14 protein-coding genes are annotated in these 15254 nt (G+C 71.4%); 10 read left to right on the top strand and 4 right to left on the bottom strand.

The window, feature by feature from the left end; all coding sequences use genetic code 11:
- Positions 1–66 precede the first annotated feature (66 nt).
- The 4 genes from SPOPO_RS0115370 (at position 67) to SPOPO_RS0115385 (ending at position 4887) form a co-directional block, all read left to right on the top strand.
- Positions 67–1521, top strand: coding sequence for an ABC transporter substrate-binding protein (locus tag SPOPO_RS0115370; RefSeq protein WP_156869913.1), 1455 nt, complete (start codon positions 67–69; stop codon positions 1519–1521).
- Between the two features lie 147 nt (positions 1522–1668).
- Positions 1669–2274: a TetR/AcrR family transcriptional regulator gene (locus tag SPOPO_RS35675; RefSeq protein WP_019875751.1), complete on the top strand. Its 606-nt coding sequence runs from the start codon at positions 1669–1671 to the stop codon at positions 2272–2274.
- The gene (locus SPOPO_RS29810; protein ID WP_019875752.1) at positions 2267–3796 is read left to right on the top strand and encodes an acyl-CoA carboxylase subunit beta; all 1530 of its coding nucleotides are present in this window, start codon (positions 2267–2269) and stop codon (positions 3794–3796) included. Before SPOPO_RS35675 ends, SPOPO_RS29810 begins: the two co-directional genes overlap by 8 nt.
- A 122-nt stretch (positions 3797–3918) precedes the next feature.
- On the top strand, positions 3919–4887 hold the full coding sequence (locus tag SPOPO_RS0115385; protein ID WP_019875753.1) for a hypothetical protein: 969 nt from the start codon (positions 3919–3921) through the stop codon (positions 4885–4887).
- Between the two features lie 197 nt (positions 4888–5084).
- On the opposite strand, the gene SPOPO_RS0115395 is transcribed toward SPOPO_RS0115385, so the two are convergent.
- Positions 5085–6104 carry a CobW family GTP-binding protein gene (locus SPOPO_RS0115395; RefSeq protein WP_033385070.1) on the bottom strand — a complete coding sequence of 340 codons (1020 nt, stop codon included), beginning with the start codon at positions 6102–6104 and terminating at the stop codon, positions 5085–5087.
- A gap of 68 nt (positions 6105–6172) precedes the next feature.
- Between SPOPO_RS0115395 and SPOPO_RS0115400 the strand changes: the two genes are divergently transcribed.
- Positions 6173–6571 carry a hypothetical protein gene (locus SPOPO_RS0115400; RefSeq protein WP_019875755.1) on the top strand — a complete coding sequence of 133 codons (399 nt, stop codon included), beginning with the start codon at positions 6173–6175 and terminating at the stop codon, positions 6569–6571.
- 26 nt (positions 6572–6597) lie between these two features.
- On the opposite strand, the gene SPOPO_RS0115405 is transcribed toward SPOPO_RS0115400, so the two are convergent.
- From SPOPO_RS0115405 to SPOPO_RS0115415, 3 genes are read right to left on the bottom strand one after another with little or no spacing between them, the layout of a single operon-like run.
- Entirely contained in the window at positions 6598–7764 is a 1167-nt protein-coding gene (locus SPOPO_RS0115405; protein ID WP_019875756.1) for a luciferase domain-containing protein, read from the bottom strand.
- Positions 7761–8276, bottom strand: coding sequence for a VOC family protein (locus SPOPO_RS0115410; RefSeq protein ID WP_019875757.1), 516 nt, complete (start codon positions 8274–8276; stop codon positions 7761–7763). The genes SPOPO_RS0115405 and SPOPO_RS0115410 overlap by 4 nt, the downstream gene beginning before the upstream one ends.
- Positions 8277–8329: 53 nt before the next feature.
- Positions 8330–8905 (bottom strand): NADPH-dependent F420 reductase, encoded by a 576-nt coding sequence (locus tag SPOPO_RS0115415; RefSeq protein ID WP_019875758.1) that lies wholly within the window; start codon positions 8903–8905, stop codon positions 8330–8332.
- Between the two features lie 95 nt (positions 8906–9000).
- Between SPOPO_RS0115415 and SPOPO_RS0115420 the strand changes: the two genes are divergently transcribed.
- From SPOPO_RS0115420 to SPOPO_RS0115440, 5 genes are all read left to right on the top strand, one after another.
- Positions 9001–9558 (top strand): MarR family winged helix-turn-helix transcriptional regulator, encoded by a 558-nt coding sequence (locus tag SPOPO_RS0115420; RefSeq protein ID WP_019875759.1) that lies wholly within the window; start codon positions 9001–9003, stop codon positions 9556–9558.
- 54 nt (positions 9559–9612) lie between these two features.
- A complete protein-coding gene (locus SPOPO_RS0115425) occupies positions 9613–10971 on the top strand; it encodes a hypothetical protein (protein WP_020629231.1) in 1359 nt (452 codons plus the stop codon).
- 37 nt (positions 10972–11008) lie between these two features.
- On the top strand, positions 11009–11707 hold the full coding sequence (locus tag SPOPO_RS0115430) for an ABC transporter ATP-binding protein (RefSeq protein WP_019875760.1): 699 nt from the start codon (positions 11009–11011) through the stop codon (positions 11705–11707).
- On the top strand, positions 11704–13641 hold the full coding sequence (locus tag SPOPO_RS29815) for a branched-chain amino acid ABC transporter permease (RefSeq protein WP_019875761.1): 1938 nt from the start codon (positions 11704–11706) through the stop codon (positions 13639–13641). The genes SPOPO_RS0115430 and SPOPO_RS29815 overlap by 4 nt, the downstream gene beginning before the upstream one ends.
- A gap of 70 nt (positions 13642–13711) precedes the next feature.
- The gene (locus SPOPO_RS0115440) at positions 13712–15226 is read left to right on the top strand and encodes an ABC transporter substrate-binding protein (RefSeq protein ID WP_019875762.1); all 1515 of its coding nucleotides are present in this window, start codon (positions 13712–13714) and stop codon (positions 15224–15226) included.
- The last annotated feature ends 28 nt before the right edge of the window (positions 15227–15254 follow it).

Below are 15254 nucleotides of genomic sequence, written 5' to 3' on the forward strand. Positions count from 1 at the left end.
GACCGGGGGCCCGCACCGGGGCTCCTTGTCGTGCGTGGTTGCAGGACGAAGGGGACGGGAGGATGCATGTCTGAGTGCCTCGGGACCCGAGGGGTTCGCCGCTTCGCCGTGCTGGCGGCCGCGGTCAGCCTGGTGCTCGCCGTGTCGGGGTGCGGCTCGCAGGTCGACCGTGCGGAGATCGCACGTGCTGCGGGCGATCTGGGCGCGGCGACCGTCGACGGGCAGGGAATGGGTGCGGTGCCCCCGGCGGGTGTCGGGGTGCCCCAGGCCGAAACGGGTGGGGTCGCGATCCCCGGGAACGCCTCGACCGGGGTCGCGGCAACTGCTCCGGGCGCGGCTGCTCCGGTCACCGGTACCGGATCGGCCGGGGCGGCGGTCGGGAAGGGGCCGCAGCCGGCAGCCGGGGCGAGACCGGGGTCGGCGCCGCAGATCGCGGACCGGCCCGAGATCAAGCTCGGGCACATCGGGACCTATTCGGGAGTGCTCGGAGCGATCTTCAAGGGTGGCCGCGAGATGACCCAGGTCTGGGCGAGTTGGGTCAATGCACGAGGCGGGCTCAACGGGCACCCGGTTCGGGTGATCACGGCCGACGACGGCGGAGACCCCTCGCGCAACCTGTCGCTGGTGCGCAGCCTCGTCGAGCAGCAGAAGGTCATTGCCTTCTTCGGGGCCATCACGCCGCTCTCGCTCAACGGCAGCAAGGCCTATCTCGAGCAGAAGCAGATTCCTCTCGTCGGAGGTGACCTGACCGACGTCGGCTGGTACGAGAGCCCCATGTTCTTCCCCCAGGGTGCGCTCATCGACGGCCCGCTGCGGGGAACAGCCCAGCTGGCGGTCAAGCACGGTGGCGCGAAGGTCGCCCTGATCTACTGCGGCGAAGCGGCGGCGTGCTATCGCGCTCGGGACATCTACAACGCGGGTGCGGTCACGAAGGCGGGTGGAGAGCTCGTCTACACGGCTCAGGTGTCGCTGGCGCAACCGGACTTCACCGCGGAGTGCCTGCAGCTCCGATTCCGCGGGGTACAGGCGGTTGTCGCCACGGTCGACGGCAACTCGCTGGCCCGTATCGCGCGCGACTGCAAGCAGCAGAACGTCAAGGTCACTTTCGTCTCGTTCGCCCTGGCCCTGGTCGACTCGCTCCGCGACTCACCCGATCTGGATGGCCTGGTCGCGGCGGCGGGGGCCTTCCCCTGGACGCTCAACGACGGTCCCGCGGCGGACTATGCGGCGGCGCTGTCCCAGTACGGCCCGAGGATCAGCACGTCCGGATCGACCTCGTCGGTCTGGGGGAGCGGACTCCTGTTGCAGGCGGCATCGAGGGCCCTCCCGGCCGGCGCCGTGACGTCGGCGGACCTACTCAACGGGCTCTGGGCGCTGAAGAAGGAGACCCTCGGTGGCCTCGCACCACCACTGACCTTCCGCAAGGGGCAGCCTCCCGTCGAGATGTTCTGCTGGTACCGGATCGCCCTCAACAAGGGGGTCTTCTCAGCACCGGACGGCCTGAAGTACACGTGCACCTGATGGACACCTGGGACCGGAGCGGGCACTGACGCCAATGCAGCGGTGAACGTCCCGAGGTCTGGCATGCTGACCTCGAGTTCGCTGCCGGGTTCGGGAGGAAGAATGACGGGGGACCCACGGCCCGCCCGCCCCGCGCCGCGACCGTGGATGGATCCCGTCACCGCCAAGGCGCGTCTGCGGCAGGCCGCACTGTGTGCCTTCGGCGAGAAGGGATTCGGCGTCCCGGTCCGCGAGATCGCCGACCGTGCCGGGGTGTCCGCCGGTCTGATCGCTTTCCACTTCGGGTCCAAAGAGGGTCTGCGGGAGGCCGTCGAGGACTACGTGTTCGAGCGCTTCTGGGAGGTCGTGCACGTCGCCGGCGACGATCCCGCAACGAACGAGCAGGCGCGCCGCAGTGCGCTGGTCGAGGCATTCCGGCAGAACCCGGAGGTCGTCGCCTTCTTCCGGCGGGTCTTCTCCGACGACTCCGAGCGGAGTCGCGCCTTCATCCGTCGGCTGGTGGACATCGAGTTGGCGCAGCTGTCGCAACAGAGCCGGGACGGAGCGCTGCGCGACCTCCCGGACGAAACCATGGTCGCCTTCGTGATCACGGCCATGCATGTGGGACTGATGACGATGGCGCCCGCGGTCGAGGAAGCCTTCGGAGCGTCCTTCTTCGCGCCCGAAGTACTGGACCGGTGGTTCGCCGCGCAGTGGGACCTCCTGACGAACGGCCTGTATGGGGGCAGTCGAACGAAAGGCCGGGATGACTGAGTGCCCGCACGAGGTCCTGACCGCCGCCGGGCTGGACGCGGCGCGACCGGAGGCGGTCGAACGCCAGCACCGGCGGGGGAAGCTCACGGCACGGGAGCGGATCGAGCGCCTGTGCGACGCCGGGAGCTTCCGGGAGATCGGAGCACTGGCACGACCGGAGGGTTCGCCCGAGCTCGCGGCCGACGGGCTCGTCGCCGGTCTGGGGACGGTGGACGGGCGACCCGTCGTCGTCCTCGCCACCGACTTCACCGTCGCGGGCGGGAGCAACGGCGACCTCGGCAATGCGAAGCAGGACCGCTGCTGGCGGATGGCCGCCTCCCGCGGGATCCCGGTCGTCATGCTGCTGGACGGGGGCGGGCACCGGGTGTCTGAGGGCCTCGACGCCCGGAAGTTCGGCGGCGGATTCCCCCTGCAGCAGACGCAGGCACGGCTGTCCGGGTGGGTCCCGATGGTCGCGGCCGTGCTCGGCCCGGCGTACGGCCAGCCGACGCTGGCGGCGTCCCTGTGCGACTACGTCGTGGCGGTGCGGGGACAGGCCGCACTCGGGATGGCGCCGCCCGCGCTGGCCGCCTCCGCGACCGGGGAGCAGTTCGACGCGGAAGCTTCGTGCGGAGCGGACGCGCAGGCGCAGCACGGACTCGTGGACGCTGCCGTCGACTCCGAGACCGAGGCCCTCGACGCGCTCCGCTGGTACCTCGCGATGCTGCCGTCGAACGCCCAGGCGCCGCTGCCGGTGGAGTCGGTGACGGACCCTCAGTCCGACGCCGCGGCTGCCCTCGACGAGGCGGTCCCGGCGAATCTGCGGCAGCCCTACGACATGCACGCGGTGATCGCGGGGATCGTGGACGCGGACAGCGACGTCGAGCTGAAGGCGGAGTACGCCCCGAACCTGATCACGACACTGGCGCGGGTCGGCGGCCGTCCGCTGGGGATCGTCGCGAGCCAGCCGCTGCAGAAGGCCGGGATGCTCGACGCCGCCGCCGCGGCGAAAGCCGCGCGACTGGTCTCGCTGTGCGACGCCTTCGGCATTCCGGTGCTCGTGCTGATGGACCTGCCCGGCCTCGCGGTCGGCGCCGAGGCCGAACGCAGCGGACTGGCGAATGCGTGCGCCCGGTTGATCACCGCGCTCGGCGACGCGACGGTGCCGACGATGACGGTCATCGCGCGCAAGGGCTACGGCGGTGGTTACGTCGTGCTGTCCGGCGGGCGCACCTTCGACCCCGAACTGGTGGTCGCCTGGCCCGACGCGCGGACCGCGGTGATGGGCCCCGAGAGCGCCGTCGAACTGATGTACCGACGCGAGATCGATGCGGCACCGGACCCGGCGGCCCGCCGCGCCGAGCTCACCGGCCGGTTCGCGGAGCAGGCCGGCGTGCTCGGGGCTGCCGCGGCGTTCGGCGTCGACGTCGTACTCCGGCCGAGCGAGACCCGCGCGTGGCTGCTCGCCACCCTCGCCACCCTGCCCCGCCGTCGGCAGCTGCAGACCCTGACCCCGCGGGTGCGGGCGGTCAGCCCCCTGTGACGGGGGCGCATGTCGGACAAGTTCCTGTAGACAGCGTGTATGGACGTGGCGTATAACTTGACGGTCCGGTAGTAGCGCACGTCACGTCTCGGGAGCGGCCGCTCATGTTGAACGAATTGGCCTTGAGGGCGATTTCGGCAAGCGGGGACAGTTGGAACCCCCTCGTCGGCGAGGAGGGATGGCCGCCCAACGTCATCCCGTCGAACGAGCCGACCCTGGGTCCGGCGAGTCTCGGTGCCGAGGTGGCCTTCTTCTTCATCGCGGGTGCCGCGGTGGTCATCCTGGCGCTGCCGTGGGCGATCCGTTCGATCGTTCAGAACAGCAACTGGATGCCGCTCATCGTCATGATCGGTGGCCTGATCTGCTCGCTCGAAGAAGCGATGCTCGACATGCTCGGGCACCTGCACTGGGCGCCGGGCCTCGCGCCGGCCTACACGAACTTCGGCGTGACCGTGCCGGCGCTGATTCCCCTGTGTTACGTGGCCTTCCTCGGCCTGATGTCGTACTTCTGCTACTTCGTCATCCGCAACGGCGCCAAGCGTGAGCACTACTTCATGCTGCTGGCGATGGGCGGCATCCTCGATGCGGTCATGGAGACCATCGGCATCAACCTCGGCGTCTACAAGTACTACGGCGTCCAGCCCTTCGAGTTCCTGAACTTCCCGTACTGGTGGGCGTTCATCAACGGCGCCTCGTTCGTCGCCGTCGGTGCGATCCTCGCCTGGGGTGTGCCGCGCCTGCAGGGCCGCAAGAAGTGGTTCCTCCTCATGGCGCCGTCGTACGGCATGGCGGGCACCTACTTCACCGTCGGCTGGATCCACCTGATCGCGCACAACTCGGCCCTGCCGACCTGGGCGCGTTGGGTCGCCGCGGCGCTGATGATGGTCGAGGCCTGCTTCTTCATGGCCCTGCTCCACTACATCGGTGGCCGCAAGGCCGACGAGCCCGCGCTCGCCTGGACCCTGCCGCGCATGTTCGCCTACGTCCTCATTCCGGGCCGTAAGCGCGACGAGCTGTGGGCCACCATGGAGCGCGAGGGTGGCATCACCATCGACCGCGAGCAGAAGGTCCGCGAGCTCGCCGGCGTCTGATCCTCACCTGACCGGGCGCAAGACAGGAGCCCCGATCGCGGTCGGCGATCGGGGCTCTTGCGTTGTCCACGGTGCCGCGGACAATGGCACTCGTGACCGAGGATGAACACGCACCGCGAGCACGGTGAGATGCTGCGGGGTCACGGCGAGATGCTGCGTGAGATCCTGCGACGGCTGGACGCCGCCTGACCGTGCGCCTACCGGGCGCGGAGGCGGCGGAGGGCGGCGAGGCCCGCGGTGGTCGGGTCGGTGGTGGGAAGAAGCGCTTCCTCAAGACGACGGCGAACCTGCTCGCGGTCGAGGCCCAGGCCGATGGCGACGAGCTCGCTCCGGCCCTCGGGCGCTGCCTTGGCCGGGACGAGGTCGCCGGAGCGGCCCACGACGTGGAGGACGTAGCGCTGCGGACGACCGCGGGTGGCGACGGTGACGGTGCCCTTGATGCGGTACGCAGTCGGCGGGGGATCGGTGAGCAGGTCGACGAGGCCGGCGGGCTCGACGGCCCCGTCGACCGTGACGGTGACCGAGTCGGCGTGGACGTGCGGGGGCTCGACGGGGGACTCGGCGCGCAGCGCCTCCCCGAACGGCAGCTGGTCGGGTGGGTCCTCGGTCGCGGCGGCGTCGTAGATCAGGTCGGGATCGATGCGACCGTGCTCCGCGGGCACGATCGCGACGTGGGCGTTGCGGGCCCGCACGCGTTCGGTGATCCGGGCGAGAGTCTTCTCGCGGTCGGCGGCGTCGACGCGGTCGAGCTTGTTCACCACGACCAGCGTCGCGGCCTCGAAGCGCAGCGGTGCGGGGCCCCGGCCGTCGTCGACGGTCGCGAAGTACTCCGCCGCGTCGACGACCTCCACCACACCGCCGGGCCGGACCCGCTCGACCGCGGAGAACCGCACGAGCCGTGCGAGCGTCGTCGGCTCGGCGAGACCGCTGGCCTCCACCAGAACGACATCGAGCCCGAGCCGCGGGTGGGTGAGCTTGGCGAGGGCGTCGTCGAGCCCGCCCGCGTCGGGCAGGCAGCAGATGCAGCCCCCGGCGATCGAGGCCGGCTCGTCGACCTGCCCGCTGACCAGGCCCGCGTCGACGTTCGCCGCACCGAAGTCGTTGACGATCACTCCGACCCGCGCCCCCGGGCGCCGCAGCAGGAAGTTGAGCAGCGTCGTCTTCCCCGACCCGAGGTGGCCTGTCAGCACCACCACCGGCACCCGTTCCGAACTCACGCCGTCATGATGGCAGTGCACGGATCTGACGGACCGTCCTGGGTTGCGCGCCGGAGTACGGTCACGACGTGGCCTACTTCGTGCTGGCGGCGTGGTTGCTCCAGGCCGTGGTGGGAGTCGTGCTGCTCGTGGGCTGGAACCGGCACCGGCAGCAGGCCGGGGTGATGCTCGGGCACGTCACGTTCTCGGTCGGGGGACTGGTGCCCTGGGTCGCGTTCCTGGTGACCGACCGCGCGCTGTGGGGATGGGTCGCGCTGGGTCTGATCACGGCCGGGAACACCCTCGGCGACGAGGTGCTCCGCGGCCGCTGGCGTCGCCTGTCCGGGCAGCAGTCGTCACTGCTGCGGGACTACGGCGCCGCGATCGGCGCCGCCGTGACCGGCCGCTTCCCGCCACCGGTCACGTTCCACGCGCTGTTCGCCGGCGTCGTGTACTTCGCCGCGTTGATCGCCTGCCTGACGGCCTGATCAATCGACCTGGTCAGCCGGCCTGATCAGGCCGCCTTCGTCTGCCCGGTGGCGTAGGCGTGGCTGGCGGCGACGATGCCGAGGACGGTGGGAAGTTCGTCCTCGGTCCGGGGGCCGTAGACCATCACGAACCCCGCCGGGAGCCGGGTTCCCGCCCACATGTGGGGTCGGCCCCAGCCCTTGGCCGCGAGGTCCGCGGCGAGATCCGGCGGCAGCGCGAGGTGCAGCGAGCCGTCGTACTCCGGGTGCAGGTGCGCGAACTCCCCGACCCGGGGGACGAGGAAGGCTGCGGGGTCGTCCGTGCCCGCGCGCAGGGTGAAGGCGCGTGCGCCGGGCACCGAGATCCGGGACGCGGCGACGCCCACGCCCGGGAGAGCGCGAACCGCGTCGAACAGGCGCTGCTGCAGGTCGGCGGGCGCGTGGTCCGACACCTGCTGTTGCGGGATCGTCCAGGTCACCCCGGGCGGGGGACCGGGACGGGCCGGCAGGACGCCACCGGCCAGCGTCGGCCAGGTGACGATGGGCCGGGGGCCGGCGGGCGTGCTCGGGTGGTCCTCGACGAAAGCGACGCGGCGCGTGAGCCAGTCGGCCAGGTGACGAACCGTCAGCAAACTCAGGTAATGGCCGCCGGGCTCGCGCAGGGCGACGGTCGGCGCGCCGGACTCGGCGAGTAGATAGGTCCAGGTCGCGTCGAGCAGGTCGCGGGGGATGACGTGGTCGTCCTCGCCCTGGGCGACGAACACCGGCAGGTGTGCGAGACGACCCGGGTCGATGGGAACTCCGACGTCAAACGGCAGTGTGCCGAACAGGATCGCCGCGCCGGCGTAGCGCGCGGGGTCGTCGAGCGCGAGCCCGCCGGCGAACGCGGCGCCGCCGCTGAACCCGACGAGGATCACGGGCCGTCCGGCCGGGGCGGCGTCGTCGAGCCAGGTCCGGAACCAGTCCATCGTGGCGCGCAGCGACGTCGCGACCGGGCGCCCGATGCCGCGGTTGTCGAACCAAGCCCAGCCGCCGCCCTCGACGATCGGGGCCCGGACGGCGGCGTACGCGGGACCGACCGGGAGGTGCTGCGTGAGCCCCAGGATCTCCGTCTCGCTCGACCCGCGTCCGTGCAGGAGGACGACGAGCGGCGCGGCCGGGTCGGTGGAGCCGTAGGTGGCGACGACGGCCGGGGCGAAGGTCCGGGTGGTCATGACGCCTCCACCGGGACGAGCTCGGCCGCGGTCCGGACACCGGCCCAACGCTCCACCTCGGCGGCGAGGTTCAACCGGTCGATCGGCGCGGCGTCGGCGTCGGCGTACTCGCCCCAGGTCGCGCGGGGGAGCATCCACATGACCTCGAACTCGTTGCCGTCGGGGTCCTGCCCGTAGACGCTCTTGGTCGCGCCGTGGCTGGACTCCCCGGTGTACGCGCCGAGGTCCGCCAGCGTCGCGCGCGCCTCCTCCAGCTCCTCGATCGTGTCGACCTGCCAGGCCAGGTGGTACAGCCCGATGCTGCCCCGTGGGCGCGGGGGTTGCGCACCCACCCCGAACAGCCCGAGGTCGTGGTGGTTGCCCGACCGCGGGAGCCGCAGAAAGGTGGCGTTCGCGCGGGGCTCGCGCGCCATGACCGTCATTCCGAACGCGGCTGAGTAGAACGCGATGCTCCGCTCCAGGTCGGCGACGAACAGCACGGCGTGGTTGAGGCGGACGGCGTTGACGGTCATGGCGTGCTCCCGGGGTACTGGTGCGGATCAGGCGTGACGTGCTGTCAGGTGGTTCAGGCGACGATGCCGACGCCGCCGGTCCACGAGACCTTCTCGTTGACGGCGAGAGTGAGCTGCAGGAAGCCGATCGCCTCGAGTTCGCGGGCCCGCTTCAGCGATCCGGCGTCCACCGTCACGAGGCCGGCGTCGGTCACGACCCCGGCCAGCGTGGTCTTGGCCTCGGCGTCGTCGCCGGCGATCAGCACGGTCGTGGTCAGCGGCCCGACCGCACCGCTGCCGAGCGTGGCGGCGAAGTTGGTGTTGAACGCCTTGAGGACGCGCGACTGAGGCAGGGCGGCGGCGATCTCGGCGGCGGCCGAGCTGTCGGCCGGAACGAGCAGGGAGTCGAAGGTCTCGAAGTTCAGCGGGTTGCTGATGTCGACGACGATCTTCCCGACGAGCTGAGCGCCGCGCTGGGCGATGACGTCGCCGACCGCGGAGTAGGGGACGGCGAGGACGACGATGTCACCGGTCACCGGGGTGGCGCCGTCCTGCGACCCGAGCTGCTGGACGGAATGGCCGCCCTTCGCCGCGAGCGAGGCGAGCACCTGCCCCATGTTGCCGGTGCCGAGGATCGAGATGGTCGTCATGAGTGCTCCCTGGGTCGCGAGGATTTTGTTGTCGCTACAAGTAACAGCGTCGCACGGTTTAGTTGTTCCTTCAACTAATCGCGTAGACTGTGGTCATGGACACGCCGTCCCCTGAGCCCCGCTGGCTCGACGCGACCGAGCGGGAGGCCTGGCTGCGGCTCGTGGCGGTGGTCGAGCTGCTGCCCGGGGTGCTGGAGGCGCAGCTTCGAGCCGACGCGGGCGTGACGCACTTCGAGTACTACGTGCTCGCAATGCTGTCCGAGGCGCCCGAGCGCACGTTGCGCATGACCTCCCTGGCCCAGCGGACGAACTCGACGCTCCCGCGGCTCTCGCACGTCGTGAAACGCCTCGAGGACCGCGGGCTGGTCGAGCGCGTCCCGTGCCCGGAGGACGGTCGGGCGACCAACGCCCGCCTGACGAAGGCCGGCTGGAACCTGATGGTCGCCGCCGCCCCTGGCCACGTCGCCAACGTCCGGTACCACGTGTTGGACCCGCTGTCCCGGGCACAACTTCGTCAACTGCGCGAGATCGCCGACGCGCTGCTGAGCCGGCTCGACCCGGACGGGCGAATGACCGATCTGTACGACGCGGACGTTCACCGACGGACCGTCACGGTCGAGGACGTCGTGCCATCCAGTGGCACCACGCGTTGACCGCCCGGAACGCGATTTCTACCGTTCGGGGGCACTCAGCCCCCGGAGGCCCCTGTGGTCCGAACCTCCTCCGTCGTCGGTGTCGTCGTCGGCCTGACCTGCTCCTGCGCCTGGTTGGGAGCCACCGCCGGTAGTGCGACCGCCGGCGCGGCGTACGAGGCACTGGCACGAACTGACGCCTCGACAGTCACCATCGGCAACGAGTCGATCCCGACCGGGATCGACATCGAGGCCGGCGGGCCGGTGGCCCGGGTGGTTCAGGACAGCCTCGGCATCCGGGACGCGAGCGCCGCCCTGCCCTACGCCGGTGACACGGTGGCCGGGCTGCCCGGGCTCGGGGCGAGCCTCTTCGGCTTCACCGCCCCGCCGTACCCCTTCGTCGCCGCGTCGACGGCCGGATCCCCGCCGCAGAACGTGGCCTACCCGGGCATGAACCTGGAGGCGGAGAGCGCGGATCTGCACAGCCGCGCCCGCGCGGTCGCGGGGGAGCCCGGCGCGGGCGCGAGTGCGTCCGCCTCGGTCGTCGAAGACCGGCTCGGCACCGTCGTCGCCGTCGCCAGCACGGCGGTAGACACCATCAAGCTCGGTCCGTACGGCGTGCTCTCCAACGTCCGCACGGTCGCCGAGGTCGCCGCCGACGGCAACTCCGGCAAGCTGACGCGTTCGACCTCGAGCTCGATCGGCCGGATCTCCGTCCCTGGCCTCTCGTTCACGGTTCCCGAGCAGAGCCCGGGCGCGGTCCCGATCCCGATCCCGCTGCCCGGGGTCCCCAACCAGGACCCGATCCCCGCACCGCCGTTCCCGTTCCCCGGTGCCGGCACCACGTTCCACGACCCCGACCTCGGGGTCCAGGACGGCTACTTCACGGTGACGGCACCCGGACAGGACGGACCCCAGCGTTTCGCCGTGCCAACCCAGCCGGTGCTCGACGCGTTGAAGGCCGCGGGCATCACTCTGCGGTTCCAGGCGCCGGAGCACACCGCCACCGGCGTGGTCGCAGGGTCGTACATCGTGACCTACACGCTGCCGGCCCCGCCGTCGAACTCGTACTGGAACGGTCCGACGACCATCACCCAGACGACGGCCTACGGGATCGCGAGCGTGAACCTCACGCCGACGGCGACCGGGTCCGTGCTCGGAGCCCCGGTCTCGGCAGGAACCGGGTCGGGCGCGGTGCCGGGGGTCGACGCCGCGGGCGCCGTGGACCTGCTCCCCGGCACGGACGCCGGTGCTCTGCCCGGTGCCGTGCCGGCGACGGTCGACCTGTTCCCCACTGCGGACCGGACACAGTTCACCGCCGCGTACCCGCTCGGCCGCGGCGTCGACGCGCTGTACCTGACCCTGCTGGCCCTGGCGGTCGTGGGCGCCCTCGCCACGGCCGGCGTGATCCGGTTCGGGGTGCGCTCCTCATGACCGCCGCGACGACCGCCGCGCGGAACGGCTCCGCCTGATGCTCGCCCTCGACGGCGTCACGGCCGGGTACGGCGGAACGACCGTCCTGCGGGACGTGAGCGTCCGCGTGCCCGACGGTGCGGTGGTGGCGCTGCTCGGACCGAACGGGGCGGGCAAGACCACGTTGCTGCGTGTCGCCTCCGGGCTGCTCCGTCCGACCGGCGGGCGGGTGCTGCTCGACGGCGCGGACGTCACGACGCAGGCCCCGCACGCGCTCTGTGCGCGCGGTGTCTGCCACGTCCCCGAAGGACGCGGTGTGTTTCCGAGCCTGACGGTGCGCGACAACCTCGTGCTGCTGTCGAAGGCCGGCACCGAGTCGGAGTCGCTGGAACGGGCCGTCACCGCCTTCCCGCGTCTCGGCGAACGGCTGAACCAACTCGCCGGCACCATGTCCGGCGGTGAGCAGCAGATGCTCGCGCTCGCGCGCACCTACATGCAGCGTCCCCGCGTGGTGCTCCTCGACGAGGTGAGCATGGGCCTCGCACCGACGATCGTCGACGAGATCTTCGCCTTCCTCGCCCGCCTCTCGGCCGAGGGGGCGAGCCTCCTGCTCGTCGAGCAGTACGTCACCCGTGCCTTGGAGGTCGCGGACTTCGTCTTCCTGCTGAACCGGGGTCAGATCGCTTTTGCGGGCGAGGTCGGAGAGGTCGACGTCGCGGCGCTCGCCGCGGAGTACGTGGGCGGCGGACGCGGATGAGCGACTACCTGCCGTTCCTCGTGATCGGGGTCGTCACCGGGTCGATCTACGGCCTGTGCGCCATGGGCCTCGTCCTCACCTACAAGACGAGCGGCGTGTTCAACATCGGTCACGGCGCGGTGTGTGCCGCCTCCGCGTTCGTCTTCTACAGCCTTCGCGACCAGGCCGATTTGCCGTGGCCCGTGGCGGCCCTGCTGGTCGTGTTCTGCTTCGGCCCGCTCGCCGGGCTGCTCCTGGAACGCCTCGCGGTCGCCCTGGCACCGGTCGCGATCGCGTACAAGATCGTGGGCACGGTCGGGCTCCTGGTGGCGATCCGCGCGCTGCTCGGCCTGGTGTACGGCGACAGCACGCGGTTCTTCCCGCAGTTCCTGCCCGAGGACAAGGCGTTCGACCTCGCCAGTGTCGCGGTCGGGTGGGACGACCTCATCACGCTCGGGATCGGTGCGGCCTCCGCGCTGGCGCTGTTCCTGTTCTTCCGGCTCTCCCGGCTGGGCACCGCGATGCGCGGTGTCGTCGACGACCCGCAGCTGCTCTCGATGGCCGGGACCTCACCGGTCCGGGTGCGCCGTGCGGCCTGGGTCATCGGAACCTCGTTCGCCGCGATGTCCGGCGTCCTCTTCGCCGCGGTGCAGAACCAGCTCGACGTCAACGTGCTCACCCTGCTGGTCGTCAACGCGTTCGGTGCGGCGACGATCGCGCGGTTCCAGAGCGTCCCCACCGCGTTCGCCGGCGGGATCCTGGTCGGGGTCGTGCAGGCCGTGCTGAGCAAGGCGGTCGGGACCTCCGAGCAGCTGCAGGGCCTCGATCTGGCTACGCCGTTCCTCGTTTTGTTCCTCGGCCTGCTGCTGATCCCGCGACGCAAGCTGGTCGAGATCGGCCGGGTGGTCCGGCCGACGCCCCCGCCGGCGAGTGTCTTCGGCACCCGCACCCGCGCGGTCGGCTACACCGGGGCGTTCGGCCTCGCGCTGCTCGTCCCGACCTTCGCCGCCGAGGAACTTCCCGGCTACAACCTGGCGCTCACGCAGGTGGTGCTGTTTGCCTCGCTGCACCTGCTGGTCCGGTCCTCGGGCCAGATCTCGCTGTGCCACTTCGGCTTCGCCGCGGTCGGAGCCGCGACCTTCGGACAGATGCTCGCGAAGGACGTGCCGTTCTACGCCGCGGTCGTGCTCGGTGGGCTGGCGTGCCTCCCGGTGGCGCTGATCGTCTCGGTCCCCGCCATCCGCCTCTCCGGGTTGTACCTGGCGCTCGCCACCCTCGGCTTCGGGATCGTGCTCGCCCAGTTCGCGTACGCCAAGTCGTGGATGTTCGGCGGGGGACAGCTGCTGACCGAGCGCGCACCGGGCCTCGACACCGACCGCGCGTACTACTACCTCCTGCTCGGCATCGCGATCGCGTCCGTGCTCTTCGTCCTCGCGGTCGAGCACTCGCGCCTCGGCCGTCTGCTGCGGGCGATGGCCGACTCCCCGGTCGCGCTCTCGACGCTCGGGGCGTCGGTCAACGTCTCGCGCGTCATCGTCTTCTGCATCTCGTGCTTCCTGGCGGGCGTCAGCGGGGCTCTGTACGCATCGCTGTTCGGCGCCGTCACGCAGGACGCCTTCAACTTCGTGCAGTCGCTGGTCGTGCTGGCGGTCCTGGCCGTCGCCGGCCGGCGCACCGTGACGGCGGCCTTCGTGGCGCCGTTCCTGCTCTACGTCGTCCCGGTGTACATCGACGACCCGGACACCGCCCAGTGGCTCCAGTTGGCGTTCGGGGTCGGGGCGATGGCCGTGGCCGCGGCCTCCCAGGGCGCGGTCCGCCAGTGGCTCTCCCGGCAGTCGGTGACGCTGGCCGACCGGGCCCACGGTCCGGCCGACGAACGACGGCGAACCGCGGCCGACGAACCACCGTCGTCCTGGGCCGTCGTCGACCGCCCACTCGTCGGAGCCGACACATGAGTCGCCCGCTCCGTCCCACCACGAACAGTTCCCGCGCGAGCTCGGCTCGCCCCGGCTCCCGGAGGCCGCTGTGAAGCGAACCCCAGCACGTCGACAAACCTTCTTCTCGCGCCGGCAGCGCGTCACCACGGCCGGGGCCACGCTGGGGCTGCTCGTCCTCACCGCCGGGTGCGGGACGCAGCTCGAGGAGGAGCGCCTGGCCGCGGTCGGCAACGGGTACAGCGCGCAGGTCGTCCCCACGCTCGCGCCGGGGCAGGTGCCGGCGGGCGGGGAGGTGGCCCCGGTCGACCCTGGCCTCGCAGCACCGCTCCCCGGCGCGGCGCCCGACTCGGGCAGCACCGGTGCGGTGGCGAGCGGAGCTCCCGGATCCGGTGCCGGCGCCGCCGCCCCGGTCCTCGGCGGCTCACCCGGGCGCACGAAGCCGACCGGCGGTGCCCCCGCGGCCCAGACGGCCGGCGGTGCCTGCACCGAGCCCCGGAAGCCGCTGGTGATCGGGCAGACGCTGGCGACCTCCGGGCTCATCGGGTCCACGACCGGATACCTGCGGCAGGGAATGCAGATGTGGGCCGCCGCGGTCAACGCCGCCGGCGGCGTGCAGTGCCACCCGGTCCAGGTCATCTCGCTCGACGACGGCTCCGACTCGGCGCGCGTCGCGTCGAACTGGAACACGCTGAAGGCGCGCGGCATGGTCGCCATGGTCGGGGCGGGCGAGCCGATCACGATGGGTGCGCTGCGCGCGCAGGCGGAGCGGGACAAGATCCCCGTGATCGGTGGGGACCTCGTCGACACCGCCTGGTTCGAGAGCGAATGGGTCTTCCCGCAGGGCGCACCCACGACGGCGTCCTACGACGGCTCCCTGGTCGAGGCCGCGCGGGCGCGGACGGGCGCGAAGACGGCCGGCCTCATCTACTGCGTCGAGGCCTCCATCTGCACGGCGATCAAGGGGAACTTCCCCCGGTCGGCGGAGACGGCCGGCCTCGGGGTCGGCCTGATGAAGGCGGTCTCGCTGACCCAGTCCGACTTCACGGCCGAGTGTCAGGCGATGAAGGACGCGAAGGTCGACGTCCTCTGGCTCGCGCTCGACGGCTCGGGAGTCACCCGACTCGGCCGGTCCTGCGACCGCCTCGGGTACAAGCCGCAGCTGGCCACGATGGCCCTCGCGGTGCCGCCCGCGGTGGCGGAGGACCAGGTGCTGCGGAAGGCGACGGTGTACCTGGCGTCGCCCACCGTTCCGTACTCGACCACCGACACCGCCGGGACTGCCGAATTCCACGCGGCGGCCAAGCGCTTCGCCCCGAGCCTGAAACTCGATCAGAGCGTCATGCAGGGCTGGTCGGCCGGGAAGCTCTTCGAGGCGGCCATGGCGAAGGTGGGCGACCGAGCGCGATCCGGGGACGTGACCACCGCGCTGATCCTCGAGGGGCTTTGGCAGCTGAAGTCCGAGAAGCTTGGCGGTCTCAGCCCCGGCGTCACCTTCGTGAAGGGGAAGCCGGCGAGCGCGCCACCCTGCTACTACGTCCTCCTGCTCAATGCCAACGGCGTCACTGCGCCCCTCGGCTCCAAGCTGCGCTGCCTCAAGCAGTAGCCGCGCGACCAAGTCGGACGACGAAGGA

Origin of the sequence: Sporichthya polymorpha DSM 43042 (assembly GCF_000384115.1) — a bacterium.
In the GTDB taxonomy this organism is placed as follows: domain Bacteria; phylum Actinomycetota; class Actinomycetes; order Sporichthyales; family Sporichthyaceae; genus Sporichthya; species Sporichthya polymorpha.